At 72.8% G+C, this 21185-nt stretch carries 17 protein-coding genes; 15 read left to right on the top strand and 2 right to left on the bottom strand.

Going from position 1 to position 21185, the window contains the following annotated elements:
• Positions 1-73: 73 nt before the first annotated feature.
• From ABZX40_RS35045 to ABZX40_RS34980, 14 genes are all read left to right on the top strand, one after another.
• Positions 74-2671 (top strand): bifunctional FO biosynthesis protein CofGH, encoded by a 2598-nt coding sequence (locus tag ABZX40_RS35045; protein WP_355746622.1) that lies wholly within the window; start codon positions 74-76, stop codon positions 2669-2671.
• Positions 2672-2841: 170 nt separating this feature from the next.
• Positions 2842-3582, top strand: coding sequence for an IclR family transcriptional regulator (locus ABZX40_RS35040; protein ID WP_355746794.1), 741 nt, complete (start codon positions 2842-2844; stop codon positions 3580-3582).
• A 270-nt stretch (positions 3583-3852) separates the two neighbouring features.
• Complete coding sequence (locus tag ABZX40_RS35035; RefSeq protein ID WP_355746625.1) at positions 3853-4581, top strand: aspartate/glutamate racemase family protein; 729 nt, start codon at positions 3853-3855, stop codon at positions 4579-4581.
• Positions 4582-4625: 44 nt separating this feature from the next.
• The gene (locus ABZX40_RS35030; protein ID WP_355746797.1) at positions 4626-5609 is read left to right on the top strand and encodes a membrane dipeptidase; all 984 of its coding nucleotides are present in this window, start codon (positions 4626-4628) and stop codon (positions 5607-5609) included.
• Position 5610: 1 nt separating this feature from the next.
• Positions 5611-7263, top strand: a complete 1653-nt coding sequence (locus tag ABZX40_RS35025; protein WP_355746628.1) for an NAD(P)/FAD-dependent oxidoreductase — start codon at positions 5611-5613, stop codon at positions 7261-7263.
• 25 nt (positions 7264-7288) lie between these two features.
• Positions 7289-8935, top strand: coding sequence for an ABC transporter substrate-binding protein (locus ABZX40_RS35020; RefSeq protein WP_355746631.1), 1647 nt, complete (start codon positions 7289-7291; stop codon positions 8933-8935).
• Between the two features lie 13 nt (positions 8936-8948).
• A complete protein-coding gene (locus ABZX40_RS35015) occupies positions 8949-9863 on the top strand; it encodes an ABC transporter permease (protein WP_355746634.1) in 915 nt (304 codons plus the stop codon).
• 19 nt (positions 9864-9882) lie between these two features.
• The gene (locus ABZX40_RS35010; RefSeq protein WP_355746636.1) at positions 9883-10833 is read left to right on the top strand and encodes an ABC transporter permease; all 951 of its coding nucleotides are present in this window, start codon (positions 9883-9885) and stop codon (positions 10831-10833) included.
• 37 nt (positions 10834-10870) lie between these two features.
• Positions 10871-11902, top strand: a complete 1032-nt coding sequence (locus ABZX40_RS35005; RefSeq protein ID WP_355746639.1) for an ABC transporter ATP-binding protein — start codon at positions 10871-10873, stop codon at positions 11900-11902.
• Positions 11899-12996 carry an oligopeptide/dipeptide ABC transporter ATP-binding protein gene (locus tag ABZX40_RS35000; protein WP_355746642.1) on the top strand — a complete coding sequence of 366 codons (1098 nt, stop codon included), beginning with the start codon at positions 11899-11901 and terminating at the stop codon, positions 12994-12996. The genes ABZX40_RS35005 and ABZX40_RS35000 overlap by 4 nt, the downstream gene beginning before the upstream one ends.
• An 846-nt stretch (positions 12997-13842) precedes the next feature.
• On the top strand, positions 13843-15327 hold the full coding sequence (locus ABZX40_RS34995; protein WP_355746645.1) for an aldehyde dehydrogenase family protein: 1485 nt from the start codon (positions 13843-13845) through the stop codon (positions 15325-15327).
• Positions 15328-15364: 37 nt separating this feature from the next.
• Positions 15365-15670, top strand: coding sequence for a muconolactone Delta-isomerase family protein (locus tag ABZX40_RS34990; RefSeq protein WP_355746648.1), 306 nt, complete (start codon positions 15365-15367; stop codon positions 15668-15670).
• Between the two features lie 142 nt (positions 15671-15812).
• The gene (locus ABZX40_RS34985) at positions 15813-16685 is read left to right on the top strand and encodes a DUF4231 domain-containing protein (RefSeq protein WP_355746651.1); all 873 of its coding nucleotides are present in this window, start codon (positions 15813-15815) and stop codon (positions 16683-16685) included.
• 107 nt (positions 16686-16792) lie between these two features.
• Positions 16793-17356, top strand: a complete 564-nt coding sequence (locus tag ABZX40_RS34980; RefSeq protein WP_355746654.1) for a hypothetical protein — start codon at positions 16793-16795, stop codon at positions 17354-17356.
• On the opposite strand, the gene ABZX40_RS34975 is transcribed toward ABZX40_RS34980, so the two are convergent.
• A complete protein-coding gene (locus ABZX40_RS34975; protein ID WP_355746656.1) occupies positions 17357-17899 on the bottom strand; it encodes a DUF2165 domain-containing protein in 543 nt (180 codons plus the stop codon).
• Between the two features lie 95 nt (positions 17900-17994).
• Between ABZX40_RS34975 and ABZX40_RS34970 the strand changes: the two genes are divergently transcribed.
• Positions 17995-19107 (top strand): ADP-ribosylglycohydrolase family protein, encoded by a 1113-nt coding sequence (locus ABZX40_RS34970; protein WP_355746658.1) that lies wholly within the window; start codon positions 17995-17997, stop codon positions 19105-19107.
• A gap of 497 nt (positions 19108-19604) precedes the next feature.
• Here ABZX40_RS34970 and ABZX40_RS34965 read toward each other — a convergent pair whose 3' ends face one another.
• Positions 19605-21158: a sodium:solute symporter family protein gene (locus tag ABZX40_RS34965; RefSeq protein WP_355746661.1), complete on the bottom strand. Its 1554-nt coding sequence runs from the start codon at positions 21156-21158 to the stop codon at positions 19605-19607.
• Between the last annotated feature and the right edge of the window lie 27 nt (positions 21159-21185).

Below are 21185 nucleotides of genomic sequence, written 5' to 3'. Positions count from 1 at the left end.
CCGTCCTCCCAGCCCTTACGCCCTCCCCTTTGGGCCTCAGCAGCTCTGACGGAGCCACTCGTATGCTCGAAGGATGACGACACCCGCGACCACCGGACCCGGACCCGTACCCGGCCCCACCGAGAACTCCCTGCGTCGCGCCCTCAAACGTGCCCGTGACGGCGTCGCCCTGGACCTCGCGGAAGCGGCCACCCTGCTTCAGGCCCGTGGCGCCGCGCTGGACGATCTCACCGCGTCCGCCGCCCGCGTCCGGGACGCCGGGCTCGAACAGCACGGCCGCCCCGGCGTCATCACCTACTCCAAGAGCGTCTTCATCCCCCTCACCCGGCTCTGCCGGGACAAGTGCCACTACTGCACCTTCGTCACCGTCCCCGGCAAGCTCCGCCGCGCGGGACACGGGATGTTCATGTCCCCGGACGAGGTGCTGGACATCGCCCGCAAGGGCGCCGCCCTCGGCTGCAAGGAAGCGCTCATCACGCTGGGCGACAAGCCCGAGGACCGCTGGCCGGAAGCGCGGGAATGGCTCGACGCCCATGGGTATGACGACACCATCGCCTATGTGCGGGCCATCTCCATCCGGATCCTGGAGGAGACCGGGCTGCTGCCCCACCTCAACCCGGGCGTCATGAGCTGGACCGACTTCCAGCGGCTCAAGCCCGTCGCGCCCTCCATGGGCATGATGCTGGAGACGACGGCGACCCGGCTGTGGTCCGAGCCGGGAGGGCCTCATCACGGCTCGCCCGACAAGGAACCCGCCGTCCGGCTGCGGGTGCTGGAGGACGCCGGGCGTTCCTCCGTCCCCTTCACCTCCGGCATCCTCATCGGCATCGGCGAGACCTACGAGGAGCGCGCCGAGTCGCTCTTCGCGCTGCGCAAGGTCGCCCGCACCTACCACGGCGTCCAGGAACTGATCATCCAGAACTTCCGCGCCAAGCCCGACACCGCGATGCGCGGCATGCCGGACGCGGAGCTGGACGAACTCGTCGCCACCATCGCCGTCGCCCGGCACATCATGGGCCCCGCCGCCTGCCTCCAGGCCCCGCCCAACCTCGTGGACAGCGAGTACGAGCGGCTCATCGGCGCCGGGATCGACGACTGGGGCGGGGTCTCCCCGCTCACCATCGACCATGTCAACCCCGAGCGGCCCTGGCCGCAGATCGAGGAACTGGCCGAGCGGTCCCGGGCCGCCGGGTTCGAGTTGCGGGAACGTCTCTGCGTCTACCCGGAGTTCGTCCGCCGCGGCGAACCCTGGCTCGATCCCCGGCTGCGCCCGCATGTCGCCGCGCTCGCCGACCCCGCCACCGGACTCGCCCTCCCGGACGCCACCGTCGAGGGCCGCCCCTGGCAGGAGCCCGACGAGGCGTTCACCGCCTCCGGCCGCACCGATCTGCACACCACCATCGACACCGAGGGCCGTACCGGCGACCGCCGCGAGGACTTCGACGAGGTGTATGGCGACTGGGGCGCCCTGCGCGAGGCCGCCGCCCCCGGCATGGTCCCGTCCCGCATCGACACCGACGTCCGCGCCGCCCTCGCCACCGCCGCCGACGACCCGACGAGGCTCACCGACGACGAGGCCCTCGCCCTGCTGCACGCCGACGGCCCGGCGCTGGACGCGCTCTGCCGGATCGCCGACGACGTCCGCCGGGACGCGGTCGGCGACGAGGTGACCTACATCGTCACCCGCAACATCAACTTCACCAATGTCTGCTACACCGGCTGCCGCTTCTGCGCCTTCGCCCAGCGCCGCACCGACGCCGACGCCTACACCCTCTCCCTGGACCAGGTCGCCGACCGCGCCCAGCAGGCGTGGGAGGTCGGCGCGGTCGAGGTGTGCATGCAGGGCGGCATCCATCCGGATCTGCCGGGGACCGCGTACTTCGACATCGCGCGCGCGGTCAAGGAGCGCGTTCCGGGCATGCATGTGCACGCCTTCTCGCCGATGGAGGTCGTCAACGGCGCCACCCGCACCGGGATGTCCCTCCGCGAGTGGCTCACCGCCGCCAAGGAGGCCGGGCTCGACTCGATCCCCGGCACCGCCGCCGAGATCCTGGACGACGAGGTCCGCTGGATCCTCACCAAGGGCAAACTCCCCGCCGCCACCTGGATCGAGGTCGTCACCACCGCCCACGAACTGGGCCTGCGCTCCTCCTCCACCATGATGTACGGGCATGTCGACCAGCCCCGCCACTGGCTCGGCCATCTGCGCACCCTGGCCGGCATCCAGCAGCGCACCGGCGGCTTCACCGAGTTCGTCACCCTCCCCTTCATCCACACCAACGCCCCCGTCTATCTCGCCGGGATCGCCCGCCCCGGCCCCACCGTCCGCGACAACCGCGCGGTCACCGCCATGGCCCGGCTGCTGCTCCACCCCTGGATCCCCAATATCCAGACGAGCTGGGTGAAACTGGGCAGCGAGGGGGCGGCGGAGATGCTCCGCTCCGGCGCCAACGACCTGGGCGGCACGCTCATGGAGGAGACCATCTCCCGGATGGCGGGCTCCTCCTACGGCTCCTACAAGTCCGTCCAGGACCTGATCGCCGTCGCGGAGGCGGCCGGTCGTCCCGCCCGGCCCCGCACCACGCTCTACGGCGAGGTCCCGGAGGAACGGCAGCGGGTCGCGCGGGCCTCGGACGGTCATCTGCCGGAACTGCTGCCCCTGCTCGACTAGGGCCTGTGTGATACTGCCGTTTCGGTCGTGATCCTTGTCCCACCCGCTCTTGAGGGAGATTGCCGCGTTCCATGGCGACTGCACCTGACTCCGCGGCCCCCGGAGGGGCCGTCCGTCCGTCCGCCGCTCCCGGTGATGACGACGGCCGGCCCGCCTCCGGGACGCGTCCCGTGGGCACCGTGCAGATCGTGGACCACGCCATCCAGGTGCTCAAGGCCATCGCCGACGCCGACCGGCCCCGCGGGGTCCGGGAACTGAGCCGGGACCTGGAGATCAGCAAGAGTTCGGTGCAGCGCATCCTCGCCTCCCTGGAGCGCGAGGGGCTGGCCGTCGCGGACGAGGGCACCCGCAAGTACGTCATCGGGCCCGCCGCCCTCACCCTCGCCTGGAAGCACACCGCCAACAGCGATCTCGTCGGCGCCGCGTCCGCGACCGCGTCCCGGATCGCGGCGCTGACCGGCGAGACGGCCTGTGTCTCCACGGTCGTCGACGGACGCCGGGTCACCGTCTACGAGGCGGAGAGCCCTCAGCCGCTGCGGCTGATCACGGGCGTGGGGCGCCCGTACTCGCTCTTCTCCGGCGCCACCGGGCGGGTACTGCTGTCGATGCTGCCGCCCGAGCGGCTCGCTCCGCTGGTGCGGGAGCACGCGGGCGGGGACGCGGGGGTCGAGTCCGGTCTCCTCGCCCGGATCGAGCTGGCCCGTGAGCAGGGGTTCGCCGTCAGCCGGGAGGAGTGGATCCCGGGGGGGTGCGGGGTGGCCGTGCCGATCGGGTCCCAGGGGCGGATGGTGGCCACGCTCAGTATTTACGGGCCGCAGGCACGGCTCACTGATGAGCGGACGGCGGAGCTTGTGCCGTTGTTGAGGGCGGCTGCCGCGGAGATCACTGTGCGGTGGCGTCAGCCTGCGTGACGCCTTCGTTGTAATCGTTCGTCTGCGGGCCGGTGGGGGCTGGTCGCGCAGTTCCCCGCGCCCCTAGAGGCGTTCTACTCACCTACGTCATCAGTGGCCGGATCTTGTCGCCCGATGGCGGATTCAGTGCTTCCCTTCTTCCCCATCCTCCCCATTGACCTGTCTCCATCGCCGTAGGTACGTTGTCCCAACCGATCTGGTCCACTGTCCCAGATTGAGGGACACACCCCTTCCGGCCCCTTCGGGTCATCGTGAGAAAGAGGGATTCGTATGCTACTCGGCTGGCGTGCCCGTATTGGGCAGATACGTCCTGCTACGGCGATCGAGGGGGCTGAGGAGTGGCGTTCCGTCGCGCCCACCGGCGTGGCCTTCGCCGATGCGCGGACCATCGTGCCCAAGGTCGACGCCGAAGGGCTGCGGACGATGATGGCGCAGGTCCTGGAGGCGTCCCGGCAGCTGGCCACCGCCAAGGTCGATCTGATCGTCCAGTGCGGAGCACCCGGCACCTTCATCCCCGGCCCCGGCACCGATGAGAAGGTGACCGCCGAGATCACCGCCGAGACCGGCGTCCCGGCGATCACGATGATGCAGGCCCAGGTGGACGCGCTGCGCGCGGTCGGCGCCACCTCCGTGGCCGTCGGGTCCATCTACACCGACGAGGTCAATGAGGCCCTGCGCGCCTATCTCACCGCCGTCGGCTTCGAGGTCCCGGTCGTCGAGGGGCTCCAGATCACCGACCCGTACGAGGCCAGCGTCCATGACGCCGACAGCGCCTACCGGCTGGGGCGCAGGCTGCACCGGGCCGCGCCCGACGCCGACGCCCTGCTGATCTCCTGCGGCACCTTCCGCACCTTCGAGGTGCTGCCCTATCTGGAGATGGACACCGGGCTGCCGGTCATCAGCAGCAACCAGGCGTCCCTGTGGCGGGCGCTGCGCCATCTCGGTCTGCGGGACGAGATCCCGGCGCTCGGGCGGCTCGGCCGGATCGCCGAGCGATGAACGCCGGTTCCGGTCCCCGCCCCCACCCCGAGGAGAACACCCCCGTGCTCGTCGACGCCCTTCAGTTCGTCAAGCCCTCCCGCGACCGCTTCGAGGAGTGGCACGCGGCCGGTATCACCGCGATCCACGCCACCGTCGCCATCTGGGAGGACTCCACCGAGACCATGCGCGAGGTCGGCCGCTGGCAGCGGCTGCTGGCCGAGCACGCCGATCTGCTGCGCGAGGGCCGCTCCGCCGACGACATCCGCGCCGCCGGGCGGGAGGGCCGTACCGCCGTCGTCCTCGGGTTCCAGAACAGCTCGCCGTTCGAGGACGACCTCGATCTCGTCGGCGCCTTCCACCAGGCCGGGGTGCGGATCGCCCAGCTCACCTACAACACCCAGAACTCGGCGGGCGCCGGCTGCTGGGAGGGCGAGGACGCCGGGCTGTCCCGCACCTACGGCCGCAATCTGATCCGTGAGATGAACCAGGTCGGCATGGTCGTCGACATCTCGCACTGCAATGAGCGCACCTCGCTGGAGGCCATCGAGGCGTCCGAGCGGCCGGTCGCCGTCACCCACGCCAACCCGCGCGCCTTCGTCGGCGAGGACGTGGAACTCGCGCTGCGCAACAAGTCCGACACCGTGCTCAAGCAGACCGCCGCGTCGGGGGGAGTGGTCGGGCTCAGCATGTATCCGAGGATCGCGCCGGACGGGGTCGACTGCACCGTGGACAAGTTCTGCGACATGGTCGTCCATACCGTCGACCTCATCGGTGTCGAGCATGTCGGTCTCGGCTCCGACTACTACGCCGGGCACGGCGACGAGGAACTCCACTGGTGGCGGCAGGGCCGCTGGAGCCGCAGCCCCATGGTCCCGATCTCCGGGCCCGTCGAGTTCCCGGAGTGGTTCGCCGCCGGGCGGGGGTACGCCCTCGTCCGGGAGCGGCTGCTCGCCCGGGGCTTCACCGCCGCCGAGGTCGAGCGGATCTCCGGCGGCAACTGGCTGGATCTCTTCGAGGACGGCTTCACCGCCGCCGCCCGCGACTGACATGCGCCGCTATGACGCCGTGATCGTCGGCGCGGGACACAACGGGCTGGTCACCGCCGCCTATCTGGGGCGGGCGGGACTGCGGGTCGCGCTGCTCGAATCCCGGCCGGTGGCCGGTGGTCCCTGCGGGGGGTACGAGTTCCTGCCCGGCCGCCGGCTGGCCTTCACCAACTCGCCCGGCTCCCTCAGCCCGGATGTCGTCGCCGAACTCGGCCTCGCCCGGTACGGGCTGCGGTTCGTCCGGGTCGACCCGACCGTGGTGCACCGGTTCGACGAGGGGTGTTTCGTCGGGTGGCGGGATCAGGGGCGCGTGGATGCCCAGCTCGACGCCTTCGCGCCCGGTGAGGCCGGGCGGTATCGGGGGCTGATCGAGGGGCTGGAGCGGCTGGGTGCCCGGTTGGGGGTTCGGCTGGACACCCCGCCGCCCGAGACCGACGTCCTGCGGAAACGTTTGTCCGAGCCGGACGACCTGCGGTTGTTCGAGCTGGTCTTCGACCATGGGCTGACCGAGCTGCTCGACGCCCATCTGCGCTCCGACCGGGCCAAGGCGCTGCTGATGCTGCTCGCGCTCAACGCCCAGCTCGTACCGCCGTCGGAGCCGGGCAGCGGGGTCGGGCTGCTGATGCGGCCCTTCGCGCTCGCCGCCACCGGGGGCCGGGACCCGGGGGGTGCCGAACGGGTCGCCCTGCGCGGCTCCACCGGGCTCCCGGTCGGCTCCATGAGCGCCATCGCCGACGCCCTCACCGCCGCCTGCCGCGCCCATGGCGTCGAGCTGCGCACCGGCACCCCGGTCGCCCGCGTCCTGCACGGGCCGGACGGGGTGCGGGGCGTGGTCACCCCGTCCGGCGAGGAGTTCCTCGCACCCCGGGTGATCTCCACCGTCAACCCCCAGCACCTCTTCGGCGACCTGCTGGCACCGGACGCCATGGACCCCGGGATCGGGGACGCCGTCCTCGCCACCCCGATGCGCGGCTCCGCGTTCAAGGTGGTCCTGGAGGTCGATGAGCTGCCGTCGTACGCGGGGCTCCCGGACGGCACCGATCCCGAGGCGGCGCGGCTCTGCCAGTTCCGCTTCGGGTCCTCGCCCGCGAGCATCGCCCAGGCCATCGCGGCGGCGCTGGAGGGCCGCAGCGGCGACGAGATCCTGATGTGGGGGCTCACCCCCACCCTCACCTCACCCGGTCTCACCCCCGGCACCACCCATCTCATCAGCGTCAACGCCTGGCACGCCCCCTACCGGCCGCACGACGGCCCCTGGGACGCCGAGCGCACCGACCGCTTCGGGCGCCGCTGCGTCCGGCAGCTGAGCCTGCTGATGCCGGGCCTCGAAGACCGGATCGTCGCCCACCGTTTCATGAACCCGGTCGAGATGGCCCGCGAACTCGGCCTCACCGGCTCCAACATCACCCACGGAGACATGCTCCCCGCCACCCTCTTCGGCACCCGTCCCCACCCCGCCCTCGCCGCCCACCGCACCCCGCTGCCCGGTCTCTACCTCGGCGGCAGCGGCACCTGGCCGGGCGGCTATGTCACCGGCATCCCCGGCCGGAACACCGCGGCGACGGTCCTGAAGGACCTGAAGCACGCGAACGAGTCGCCCCGCCCGTCCGACCGCCCCTCCGGCCGCTCCGACGGCCACAGACCGCCCCCATGAGACTCCCCGAGCAAAGGCACCGTCCATGAGGCTCACACCACCATCCGGGCCGCCCGGCCCGACCCGTCCCCTCCGTACCGTCTCCCGCCGGGGCTTCGGCGTCCTGGTCGCCGGGGCGCTGCTGCTCACCGGCTGCGCCACACCGCCCAGCTTCGGGCGCGACCCGGACACCCTGGTCATCGGGGCCGAGGGCGAGATCCCCGTACTCGATCCGCAGCGGCTGTCCGGGACCGTGGGGCTGCGGGTCGTGGACGCGCTGTTCGACCCGCTGATCCGGGAGGACCTCGGCACCGAGACCGACCGGGCGCCCGCGCTGCGGCCCGCCCTGGCCACCTCCTGGGAATCGTCCCCGGACGCCATGACCTACACCCTCCAGCTGCGCACCGGTGTCACCTTCACCGACGGCACGCCCTTCGACGCGGACGCCGTGAAGCTGAACTTCGACCGGATCACCGACGAGAAGTCCCCGGTCCACGACGCCACCGCCGCCGGCAACATGAAGTTCCTGACCCGCTGGATCGACCGCGTCGAGGTCAGCGGCCCGCACACCATCGTGCTGCGGCTCACCACCCCGTACGCCGGACTGCCCCGGGTGCTCACCGACCGGCGGATGTCACTGATCAGCCCGGCCGTGCTCACGGAGTACGGGCCCGACGAGGTGGGGCTGCACCCGGTCGGCACCGGGCCCTTCCGCCAGCACGCCGCCGACCACGGCAAACGGGTCGAGCTGACCCGCAACACCGGCTACTGGGGCGGCACCCCGCGCACCGCGTCCATCATCGTCGAGTCCGTCAGCGACCCCACCACCCTGGCCATCGCCGCCCAGACCGGCGAGGTCGACGCGATCCTCAGCGCGGGCGCCCAGCAGGTCCGCCAGCTCGCCGGGCAGGGCACCATGACCGTCCAGTACCCCGAGCCCGCCAACCAGTACTTCCTGCGGCTCAACACCCGTACCGCGCCCACCGACAACGCCCTCTTCCGCCGCGCCCTCAACCACGCCGTGGACCGGCGGGCCATCGCCACCCTCACCGCCGACCAGGTCACCCCGTCCTCCGGCCCGCTGGCCCGCGGCAACGAGGCGTACCAGGAGGACGGCACCGGCGCCGACCGCTACGCCCACGACCCGGCGCTGGCCCGGCGGCTGATCGCCGAGAGCGGGGTGCCCACCCCCGTACGGCTGAAGCTGCTCGCGCCCGACAGCGGGCCCGGCTTCTCCCAGGCCACCGAGATCATGTCGCTGATCCAGCAGGACCTGAAGGCGGTCGGCGTCCGGCTGGAGGTCCAGTACATGGAATTCGCCTCGCTGGTCGCCGAGGAGGGCGGCGGCTACAAGGACGGCGTCCACGGCTCCTTCAACGGCTGGACCACCGGCGCCGACGCCGGGGACTTCCTGGAGCGGATGTTCAGCGGCGAACTGCACCCGCCGGACGGCGTGAACCGCGGCTGGTACCGCAACCCGGCCGTCGACACCCTCCTCGACCGGGCCCGCGCCGAGGCCGACGAGGCCACCCGCACCGGCCTGTACCGGCAGGCCGCCGACACCATCGCCGAGGACGCCCCCTGGGTCTTCCTCTACCAGGACCGGCTGCCCCGGCTGCTCAGCCGCACGGTCGACGGGGTCGTCGCGGCCCCCTCCGTCTACATCGACTACACCACCGTCCGCCGTGGGTGAGGAGGTTCCCGCCATGACCGCCACCAAGGCCGCCACCAAGGCCGCCGTACCGCCGGCGACCGCACCGGCCGCCGGGCTGCGCGAGCGGCTGCGCGCCGCCCGGGGCGGCAACACCACCGCGATCATCGGCGGCGCCGTCGTCGCCGGGACCGTGCTGGTCGCGCTGCTCGCCCCCTGGATCGCCCCCGCCGACCCGCTCGCCACCGACCCGGCGGCCATCGGCCTCGCCCCGTTCACCGACGGCCATCTCCTCGGCACCGACGAGGTCGGCCGGGACATCCTCAGCCGGCTGATGCACGGCAGCCGCCTCGCCCTGCTGGTCGCCGTACTGCCGACGCTGCTCGCGCTGCTCATCGGCGGACTGCTCGGCCTGGTCTCCGGCTATGTCGGCGGCTGGGTCGACAGCGTCCTGATGCGCGTCTTCGACGTGATGTTCTCCTTCCCCGGCATCCTGCTCGCCCTCGGCATCGGGGTCGCCCTCGGCCCTGGGCTGACCTCCATGGTGATCGCCATGGTGGTGGTCACCGTCCCCGAGTTCGGCCGGATCGTCCGCGGCAGCGTGGTGTCCCTGCGGCAGGAGCAGTACGTGGAGGCCGCCGCCGTCCTCGGCTACCGGCACCGCCGGATCGCCCTGCGCCACATCGTGCCCAATCTGCTCGGCCCGCTGGTGGTCTTCGCCACCCTCCAGACCGGCCGGAACGTCATCCTCGGCGCCAGCCTCGCCTTCCTCGGCCTCGGCGCCCAGCCGCCCGCCCCCGACTGGGGCCAGATGCTCAGCGGCGGCCGTGCCCTGCTGGTCACCTCACCCCATGTGGCGACCGTCCCCGGCCTGGTGATCGTCGTCCTGGCCATCGGGTTCAACCTGCTCGGCGACGGCGTACGCGACCGTCTCGATCCCCGCAGCCGCACCGCGCGCGGCCGGTCATGAACAGCCCAGGAGACACGCCATGCTGACCTTCACCCTGCGCCGGGCGCTCCAGATGATCCCCGTCGTCCTCGGGGTCACCATCGCCACCTTCGCGCTCGGCCAGATCATCCCCGGCGACCAGGCCACCGCCCTGCTCGGCCCCACCTCCACCGAGGAGGACCGGCAGGCCCTGCGCACCGACCTCGGACTCGACGAGCCCGCGATCTCCCGCTACTTCACCTACCTCGGCAACCTCTTCGGCGGCGACCTCGGCCGCTCCCTCTCCTTCGGCCGCCCGGTGTCGGAGGTGCTCTCGGAGCGGTTCCTCAACACCCTGCTGCTGTCCGGCACCGCCATCGTCGTCGCCGCCCTCGCCGGGGTCGCCATCGGCACCTGGGCCGCGATGAAGCCGGGCTCCCTGCGCGACCGGGGGCTGACCGTCGGGGTCCTCTTCCTCAACTCCGTGCCCTCGTTCTGGTTCGGGCTGGTGCTGATCGTCGTCTTCTCGCTCCAGCTGCGGATGCTGCCCGCCACCGGGATGACCTCCATCGGCGGCAGCGGCGGCTTCCTCGATGTCGCCGCGCACATGGTGCTGCCGGTGCTCACCCTCGCCGCCTGGTCCCTGGCGGTGATCGCCCGGATGACCCGGTCGGCCGTCCTGGAGGTGATCGGCAACGACTATGTCCGCACCGCCCGCTCCCGGGGCATCGGCGAACTGCGGGTCGTCGTCCGCCATGTGCTGCCCAACGCGATGCCGTCCGTCATCACCGTCATCGGGCTCCAGGCCGGATTTCTGCTCAGCGGGGCGGTGCTCACCGAGACCGTCTTCTCCTGGCCCGGTATCGGCCTCGCCCTCCACCAGGCCATCTCCACCCGGGACATCCCCCTGGTGCAGGGCGGAATCCTGATGATCGCGGTCGCCTTCGTGCTCATCAACTTCCTGGTCGACGTGGTCCAGGCGTACTTCAACCCCAAGATCAAGCTCGCGTAGGAGGGAGAAGGAGATGGAGAGGGAGACAGACACCGTCATGTCCGTTCTGGAAGTGGAACACCTCCGGGTCGCCTACCCGGACCGCCGCGCAGGCCGCGGCCCCGAGCCCGCCGCCCCCGTGGAGACCGTCAGGGACGTCTCCTTCCGGGTCGCCGAGGGCGAGGCCCTGGGCGTCGTCGGTGAATCCGGGTGCGGCAAGAGCCAGACCATGCTGGCCGTGCTCGGGCTCCTCGGGCACGAGGGCGCCGAGATCTCCGGCCGGATCACCTTCGACGGCCGCGACCTCACCGGGCTCGGCGCCCGCGCCCTGCGGCGCGTCCGGGGCAGCGGTATCGCCCTGATCTCCCAGGACGCCCTGTCCGCGCTCAACCCCGCCATGACCATCGGCGCCCAGATGGCCGAACCCCTCGTCCACTACGACGGCCACGGCCGCCGCGCGGCCAGGGCCCGCTGCGAGGAACTCCTCGACCTGGTCGGCATCCCCGCCCCCCGCGACCGGCTCCGCAGCTACCCCCATGAACTCTCCGGCGGGATGCGCCAGCGCGTCCTGATCGCCATGGCCGTCAGCCGCGAACCCCGGCTGCTGATCGCCGACGAACCCACCACCGCGCTCGATGTCACCATCCAGTCCCAGGTCCTCGGCCTGATCGACCGGCTCCGCCGCGAACTGGGCACCGCGCTCGTCCTCATCACCCATGACCTCGGGGTGGTCGCCGGGGTCACCGACCGCATCGCGGTGATGTACGGCGGCCGGATCGTCGAGACCGCCACCACCACCGCCCTCTTCGACGCCCCCGGCCACCCCTACACCCGCGCCCTGATGGCCGCCGTCCCCCGCATGGACCGCCAGGTCGACCGGCTCCCCGCCATCCCCGGATTCCCGCCCCACCCCGCCGACCCGCCCCCCGGCTGCGCCTTCCAGCCCCGCTGCGCCGGCGCCCGCCCCGAGTGCGGCGACGCCGTCCCCGAACTCCTCCAGCTGACCGGGGTCCGCCCCGCGCACCAGGTCCGCTGCCCCTACCCGGAGCCCGCCGCCGACGCCCCGCACCCCGCAGGAGCCCCCGCATGAGCCCGTCACCGACCGCCGCCGAGGTGACCGACGCCGTGACCGACGCCGTCACCGTCGAGGACCTCCAGGTCCACTTCCCGGTGCGCACCGGGGTGCTGCGCCGGGTCACCGGCACCGCCCGCGCGGTCGACGGCGTCTCCTTCACCGTCCCGGCCCGCTCCATCGTCACCGTCGTCGGGGAGAGCGGCAGCGGCAAGACCACCACCGGACGCGCCCTGGTCGGCCTCTCCCCGGTGGTCGCCGGACGCATCCTCATCGAGGGCCGCCCCCTGGCCGGGCTGCGCGCCGACCGGACCCTGCCCCGGGTCGCCCAGATCGTCCACCAGGACCCGTACGCCAGTCTCAACCCCCGGATGACCATCGGGGCGATGATCCGCGAGGTCGTCCAGGTGCACCGCACGGTCCCCCGGGAACGGACCGCCGAGCGCGCCGCGGAACTCCTCGCCCAGGTCGGCCTCGCCCCCGAACTCGCCGGGCGCCACCCGCACGAACTCTCCGGCGGACAGCGCCAGCGCGCCGCCATCGCCCGCGCCCTCGCGGTCGAGCCCCGCTTCATCGTCTGCGACGAGATCGTCTCCGCCCTCGATGTCAGTGTGCAGGGCCAGATCGTCAACCTCCTCAAGGACCTGCGCCGGGACCGCGAGGTGAGCTTCCTGTTCATCTCCCACGACATGAGCGTGGTCCGGCACATCTCCGACCGGGTGGTGGTGATGTACGGCGGCCGGGTCATGGAGAGCGGCCCCTGCGCCGAGGTCTTCGCCGCGCCCCGCCACCCCTACACCCACGCCCTGCTGGCCGCCGTCCCGGTACCCGACCCGAGGGCCCCGCTCCCCGGCACCGGCATCCGCACCCGCGCCGAACCCCCGGACCCGTCGGCCCCGCCCCCCGGCTGCCGCTTCCAGAACGCCTGCCCCTTCACCACGGACCTGTGCCGGACGCAGCCCCCACCGACCAGGGAGGTCCCCGCCGCCCCTGCCCCGGTTCCTCTCCCTCCCCCCGACCCCACCGGGGGCACCCACACCGTCGCCTGCCACCACCACGACGACCCCGCGGTCCGCGCCGCACTCACCGGGAAGAAGGCGGCCCAGCCATGACCCTTCCCCGGCCAACAGGACGCCCACCTGACCAAGCCCGCCGACCGAATCTGCGGGACGGCTACCCGACCAAGCCCGCTGGCCGAACCGGCGGGACGACCACCGCTCGCCGGACCGGCGGGACGTCCACCCGACCAAGGCCGCTCGCCGGACCGGCGGGACGACCACCCGGCCAAGCCCGCACGCCGAACCGGCGGGACTTCCGCGCGGCCACGGGTCCGCCTGCGACTGTCGGGCGAGGGGCGTCCGCTTGGTCGGCGGGACGCCGGTGCGGCGCGGGCTCCGCGCCGGGCCGGGTGGGTGCCTGTGGGGCGGTGGGTTCTTCCCGGGCCGTCGGGACGGCTGTCGGGTGGGGGGCGTTCGTCCGGCCGGTGGGATGTCGGTGCGGCGCGGGGTTCGCGCCGGGCCGGGAGGGTGCCTGTGCGGCGATGGGCGCTTCCCGGGCCGTCGGGACAGCCGTCCGGTCAGGGGTGTTCGTCCGTCCGGCAGGACGCCTGCCCGGCCTCGGGCCCACCCACCGCCGGGAGGACGCGCGTCCGGCGACGGGCGCTTCCCCGGCCGTCGGGACAGCCGTCCGGCCAGGGGTGCTCGCCCGCCCGGCAGGACCCCCGCCCGGCCTCGGGCCCACCCACCACCGGGAGGACACCCGTCCGGCAATGGGCCCTCCCCTGACCGCCCTCAGGACAGCCGTCCGGCCAGGGGCCTTCCCCACCCGGCAGGGCCCCCGCCCAGCAGTGGGCCCGCCCACTGCCCAGAGAGCGCCCGCCCGACACTGACCCCGCCCACCACCGAGATCGCACCCACCCACCCATGACCCCGCCCACCACCGAAGGGACCACCCCCCTCATGACCACCCCCACCCCCACCACCACCCCGCCCGTCTGGACCTCGTTCGTCGGGGAGCGGCGTCGCGCCCCCGGCGGTACCGAGGTGCCGCTGATCGACCCGGCCACCGGGGCCCGGTGGGCCATCGCCCACCAGGACCCCGACGCCGTGGCGGAAGCGGTCGCCGCCGCCTCTGGGGCTGCCCGGGACTGGGCCGCGAGGCCCCAGCACGCCCGCGCCGACCTCCTGCACCGGCTCGGCGACGTCCTCGCCGCGCACGGTGACGAACTCGCCGCACTGGAGACCCGGGCCAACGGCAAACCCCTGAGCGCCACCCGCGCCGAGGTCGCCGCCCTCGTCCGCTGGTACCGCTACTTCGCGGCCGTCGCCGAGACCCTGGAGGACCGTTCCCGCACCCTGAGCCCGACCGCCAGCGCCCTGGTCCGGCAGGAGCCGCTCGGGGTGGTCGCCGCGTTGACGCCGTTCAACGGGGCGCTCTCCCTGGGCTCCTGGAAGCTGGCCCCGGCGCTCGCCGCCGGGAACACCGTCGTCCTCAAGCCGCCGCCGCACGCACCGGCGTCCTCGGTCCGGCTCGCCGAACTCGCCCTGGAGGCCGGGTTCCCGCCCGGCGTCGTCGGCACTGTCATCGGCGGCGCCGAGGAGGCCCGGCTGCTGACCGAGCACCCCGATGTCGCCATGGTCACCTTCACCGGCTCGACCGCCGTCGCCCGGGACCTCGGGGCGCGGGCCGCCGCCCGGATGAAGCCGTTCGTGTGCGAGGCGGGCGGCAAGTCCGCCCATCTCGTCTTCGCGGATGCCGATCTGGACACCGCCGTCGCCGCCGCCCGCCAGGGCGCCTTCTCCGCCGCCGGGCAGACCTGTGTGGCCGGCTCCCGGCTGCTGGTGCAGGACGAGGTGTACGACGAGTTCCTCACCCGGTTCGCCGCCGCCGTGGACCGGCTGCGGGTCGGGGATCCGCGCGACCCCGCCACCCAGATCGGCCCGCTCGCCTCCCGCTCCGCCCTGACCAGGGTCGCGTCCTATGTCGACGACGCCGTACGGGCCGGTGCCCGGACCCTCACCGGGGGCCGCGCCCCCGACCTCGACGGGGAGGCGAAGAACGGCTTCTGGTATCTGCCGACCGTCCTGGCCGACGTCCGCCCCGAGATGCCGGTGTGCCGGGAGGAGATCTTCGGCCCCGTGGTCACCGTCCAGCGTTTCACCACCGAGGACGAGGCCGTGGCCGTCGCCAACTCCCTGGAGTACGGCCTCGCCGCCGGGCTGTGGACCCGCGACGCGTCCCGCGCCCACCGGGTCGGCGCCCGACTGGAGGCCGGGGTGGTGTGGGTCAACACCTACCGCCTGCTGCACTGGTCCGTCCCCTTCGGCGGCTACAAGCAGTCCGGCCTCGGCCGGGAGAACGGCGTCGAGGCCGTCGCCGAGTTCCTGCGCACCAAGTCCGTCATCACCGAGCACGGCACCGCCCCCGACCCCTTCGCCCACTGACCGCATCCCGAAGAACCCGCAAGGAGACGAACCACCGATGGAATTCCTCGTCAACATCCAGATCGCCTGGCCGCACGGCATGGACCCGGCCCAGAAGGACGCGGTGTCCGCCGCCGAGCGCGACCGGGCCGCCGAACTGGCCGCCGCCGGGCATCTCGTCCGGATGTGGAGGGTGCCCGGCCGCACCGAGAACTGGGGTCTGTGGCGCGCGGCCGACCCCACCGAACTGCACGCCATCATCTCCTCCCTGCCGGTCTGGCCCTGGATGACCGTCACCGTGCACGCCCTCGCCGTCCACCCGGTCGACCCGCTGCCCCCGGTCCCGGTGAGCAGCTCAGGCTGAGCCCCCCCGTTCCCCCCGTTCCCCCCGTTCCGTCCGTTCCGTCCCCCGTTCGCCCCCGCGCACCACGAACAACCCGGTAGAAAGGGGCGGTTGGCGCGAGGGCGACGATGTGACGTGATGTGACGAGCACGGGGGCACAGCGATGACGGGAAACGGGCCGGGGCTGCACCACGACGGGATGCCGGTGGTGTTCCGATCCTCGGACCGGGCGTCCACCAGCGGCCAGCGCCGCTACATCAGGGGCACCAAGGGACGGCTGGTGCTCGCGGTCGGCGCGGCGGTGTGCGGGGCGCTCGGCTCCCGCGCGGCGGTCGTCGCCCTGGTCCTGGTGTTCGTGGCGACGGTGTGCGTGGAGATCTGGCTGCTCACCGAACGCCCCGAGGAGGCGTGGTACGACGGCCGGGCGCTCGCCGAGTCCACCAAGACCCTGGCCTGGCGGTACGCCGTCGGCGGCAGCCCCTTCCCCGGCGACCTCCCGCTCCCCGAGGCCCGTGAACGCTTCCACGCCCGCCTGGAGACCCTGCTGCGCGAGGCACCGCCGGTCAGCCTCGCCCCGGTCGGCTCCACCGCCGTCACCCAGGAGATGAACGCCCTGCGCGCCCTCCCCTTCGCCGAGCGCCGACGCGCCTATCTGGAGGGCCGGATCGGCGGCCAGCTCGCCTGGTACTCCCGCAAGGCCACCACCAATGTCTCCCGGGCCCGCACCTGGCGGCTGCTGCTGATCGCCGTGGAGGGCCTCGGCCTGACCGCCGCCGTGCTCCGCCTCACCGGGGTCTACGACTTCGACCTGGCGGGCATCCTGGCCGCCGTCCTCGGCGCGGGCTCGGCCTGGTTCGCGGTCCGCCAGTACGAGACCCAGGGCCGCGCCTACACCTTCGCCGCCACCGAACTCAGTGTCATCCAGGGCCGCCTCGCGCACACCGGGGAGGACACCTGGGCCCAGGAGGTCGCCGACGCGGAGGACGCCATCAGCCGCGAGCACACGATGTGGCGGGCCTCGCGGGGGGCGGGCTGAGCGGTACGGGCACAGTACGATGATCCGACGCCGCCGCGGTCACGCGTTCCGCGTCGGGCGCTGTGGGTCGGGGCCGGAGTCCGCCGGAGACTGAGGAGTTGGGTGCCGTGGCTGCTCGTCGGCTGCCCTCGTGGATCTGGATCACCGGGCTGACCGCGGGTGCCGTCACCGCCGTCGGGGTCCTCGCCGTCCAGGCCGCCGAGGGGCCGCGCCCCGTGGCCGCCGCCGGTGATCCGGGGCCGTCCGCGTCCGCGAGCGCCTCACCGGGGCCCAGCGAACCGGCCTCGGTCCGGGTGCCGGACGGCTCCGGCAGCGGGCGCCGGATCGTGTACTCGCTCTCCGACCGGCGGGTCTGGCTGGTCGACGCCAGCGACGCGGCCCGCCGTACCTTCACCGTCTGGCCGGGGACGGTCGACCCCGACCCCGGCAGCTACCCGGTCGGCGACCGGGCCGAGTCCACCACCGGCTCGGACGGCGTGGAGATCGAGAACATCGTCTACTTCGCCGCCAAGTCCGGGGTGAACGTCGCCTTCTCCAGCGCGCTGGACGGTTCCTCGCCCCCGCCGCCCGCCGCCGGGGTCCGGACCGGCGGGATCCGGATGAAGTCGGCGGACAGCGCGGCGCTGTGGGCCTTCGGCACGACGGGGACGACGGTCACGGTCGTCGAGTGACTAGGGCTTCCGCCCCCGTACGGCGTCCGGCAACTGGTTCACCAGCAGCACCACCCCGCTCATCAGAAACACCCGGGTCGCCGCGTCCAGCCCGTTCCAGTCCTCCGACTGCCACATCGCGAACCACTCACCCCCGATCGCGATGAACCCGGCCCCGAACAGCAGCATCAGCATCAGCAGCCCGTACGTCGACCAGCGCCGCGCCCGCTCCGTGTCCCGGCGGGCCCAGAACCAGGTCCCGGCGATCAGCACCAGCGCGGCGGCGGTCTCCCAGACGATGATCGCCACATAGGCGGTGTCCTGGAGGGCGGTGCTGGTGATCGCCCGCCACATCAGGTCCTCGTCCCCGAATGTGGTGTCCATGGCCAGCACATGCCGGACGAACTGCTGGTTGGAGTCGAAGTCGGTGATGTTCCCGAGGGCCACCAGCGCGATGTAGAGCGCCAGGGTGCCGGTGAGCGCCAGCGAGGTCAGCCACAGCGCACGCGAGGCCGGGGGAGCGGCGGCGGGCGCCGGAGGGACGGTGGGGGTGGAAGTGGTCATGACACGGATCTTTCCAGGGACCGGTCCCGCCATTCCATGTCGAATACAGTGCTGAGCTGTCGTAGCACGGGACGCGAGCGCTGAAGGGGGTCCGGGTGGAGATCACGTCCGGTGCCGGGTGGGGCCGTGCCGAGCAGCAGGACTTCCGCAGCCGGGTGCGCGGCACGCTGCTCGGGGTGGCCGTCGGCGACGCGCTCGGCGCCCCCGTGGACGCCCTCGGCCTGGACGAGATCCGGGCCGCGTACGGCGCCGAGGGGCTGGTCGACCTGGTCCCGGCGTACGGCCGGCGCGGCGCGGTCAGCCATCTCACCCAGCTCACCCTGTTCAGCGTGGACGGGCTGATACGCGCCCAGGTCCGCCGGGACACCGGCGCCTGGCATCCGCCGACCGATCTGCACCGCGCGTATCTGCGGTGGGCGGCGACCCAGCGGGACTGGGGTCCCGACGAGCGCCGCAAGGACGACGGCTGGCTGGCCCGCGAGGAGTGGCTGTACGCCCGCCGCGCCCCGACCCGGGCGCTGCTGCTCGGGCTCGGCGACGAGACGATGGGCACGCTGGAGGCGCCGAAGAACCCGGGCGAGACCGGCCCCGAGGCGACGGCCCGCTCCGCGCCGTTCGGCCTGCTGGTCGGCTGGGAGCCGCAGCTCGTGGTCCAACTCGCGATCGAATGCGCCGCCCAGACCCACGGCGACCCGGTGGCGTACCTCTCGGCGGGCGCGTACGCGGTGGTCGTCCACGGACTCGCGCGGGGCGACGGGCTGGACGCGGCGGTGCAGCGGGCGCTGTCCCTCCTCTCGGCCCGCCCCGGCCACGAACCGGTCTCCGGGGCCCTGCAACGCGCCCTCGGCGCGGTCCGCCAGGGCATCCCGACACCGGACCGGGTGACGGAGCTGGTGGCAGGGGGTACGGCGGCGGCGGTGCTGTCGGGGGCGGTGTACTGCGCGCTGGTCGGCGACGACGTCCGCCAGGGCCTCCGGCTGGCGGCGAACCAGGAGGGCCCCTCGGGTCCGACGTCCACGCTGACCGGGGGCCTACTGGGCGCCCTGCACGGCGAGACAGCCCTCCCCCCGGCCTGGCTCACCGAACTGGAGGGCCGCGCGACCATCCTGGAACTGGCCGACGACTTCGCGATGGAGATGACCCAGGGCTCCGCCTTGCACACGCCCGCGGCGGCGGCGCCGGGTTGGCTGACCCGGTATCCCCGATAGGGGGGAGGCCGGGACGGGACGCCCGGTCGCGCAGTTCCCCGCGCCCCTAAAAACCCGCCTAGCCCCGCGCCGCGATCCCGCATAGCCGCGGGCAGTCGTGCCGCTGGGGCGGCACGGGTGGGCGCGGCGGCACCCCGCCAGCGCGGGTGAGCGCCACGCCCCGCCCCGTACCCCTTCGCCGGGCCAGTGCCTCACCGGCGTTCCCCCGGTACCGCCTCCACCCGCCCTGTGCGCGGTTCCCCGCGCCCCTAAAAACCCGCCTCGCCGCGCCCCGCGATCCCGCCCAGCCGCACCCCGCGATCCCGCCCAGCCCCGCGCCGCGATCCCGCCCAGCCGCGCCCCCCCATAGACCCGCTTAGCTGCGGGCAGTCGTGCCGCTGGGGCGGCACGGGTGGGCGCGGCGGCACCCCGCTCGCGCGGGTGAGCGCCACGCCCCGTACCCCGTCGCCGGGCCAGTGCCTCACCGGCGTTCCCCCGACCCGTACCCCGTCCCCGGATCAGTCCTTCACCGGCGTACCCCCCGCCTGCGCGGGAACGGCAGCCGCCGCTGAGTCGTCGTCATCCGTATTGATCCGCTCGATGATCGCGTCCCGCTCCGCCGTGTCCTCCGGCTTCACCCACCCGATCACCACGTACAGCACCAGCGACACCGCGAGCGGCACCGACACCTGGTACTGCAACGGCACCCCGCCCTCCACACTCCAGTTGATCGGATAGTTCACCAGCCAGAACGCCACCAGCCCCGCCCCCCACGACGTCAGCGCCGCCGTCGGCCCCGAGCGCCGGAACTGCCGCAGCAGACCCAGCATCATCGGAATCGCGATCGGCCCCATCAGCCCGGCCACCCACTTGATGACGACGGTGATGATGTCCTTGAACGTGGGGGAGTTGATCTGCGTGGCGACCGCCATCGACAGCGCCAGGAAGGCCACCGTGGTGACCCGCGCCGCGATCAGCCCGGACTGCTCCGACCACGACCGCGCCTTCGCGGACAGCACCGGTGCCACATCCCGGGTGAAGACCGCCGCGATGGCGTTCGCGTCGGAGGAGCACATCGCCATGGTGTGGGAGAAGAAACCGACGATGACGAGACCCAGCAGCCCGTGCGGCAGCAACTGCTCGGTCATCAGCGCGTACGAGTCGGAGCCGTCCGGTTTCTGCGACTCCACCAGCAGCGGCGACATCCACATCGGGAAGAACAGCACCAGCGGCCAGACCAGCCACAGCGCCGCCGACAGCCGCGCGGAGCGCTCCGCCTCCTTCGGCGTGGCGGTGGCCATGTACCGCTGGGCCTGGTTGAGCATCCCGCCGTTGTACTCGAAGAGCTTGATGAAGAGGAAGGCCAGCAGGAAGACCGTGCCGTACGGTCCCACCAGCGGTTTCTCATGGCCGTCCAGCTCCGGCCGGTCCCAGACGCCGAAGAAGCCGCCGTAGTCGCCGAGTTCCACCAGCACCGCGACGAACATCGCGAGCCCGGCGAGGAGCTGGATCACGAACTGGCCCAGCTCGGTCAGCGCGTCGGCCCACAGTCCGCCGATGGTGCAGTAGATCCCGGTCACCACGCCGGTGATCAGAATGCCCTGGTTCAGGGACACACCTGTGAACACGGCGAGCAGCGTCGCGATCGCCGCCCACTTCGCCGCCACGTCCACGATCTTCAGCAGCATCCCGGACCAGGCCAGCGCCTGCTGGGTGGGCAGGTTGTACCGGTTCTTCAGATACTCCAGCGGCGACGCCACATGCAGCCGTCCGCGCAGCCGGTTGATCCGCGGCGCGAACAGCTTCGACCCGATGGCGATACCGAGGGCGATGGGAAAGGACCAGGTCACAAAGGAAGTGACACCGTAGGTGTAGGCGATGCCCGCGTAGCCGGTGAACATGACCGCGCTGTAGCCCGACATATGGTGCGAGATGCCGGACAGCCACCACGGCATCTTCCCCCCGGCGGTGAAGAAGTCGCTGACGCTGTCCACCCGCTTGTGGGACCAGACGCCGATCGCGACCATGACGCCGAAGTAGCCGATGAGCACGGCCCAGTCGAGACCGTTCATGAGCCCCCTTCCACAGTTCAGTCCAGG

It is taken from the genome of Streptomyces sp. NPDC004610 (assembly GCF_040609715.1).
In the GTDB taxonomy this organism is placed as follows: Bacteria; Actinomycetota; Actinomycetes; order Streptomycetales; family Streptomycetaceae; genus Streptomyces.
The sequence above is the reverse complement of the archived record's forward strand: the minus strand, read 5'-3'. Positions and strand labels throughout refer to the sequence as shown.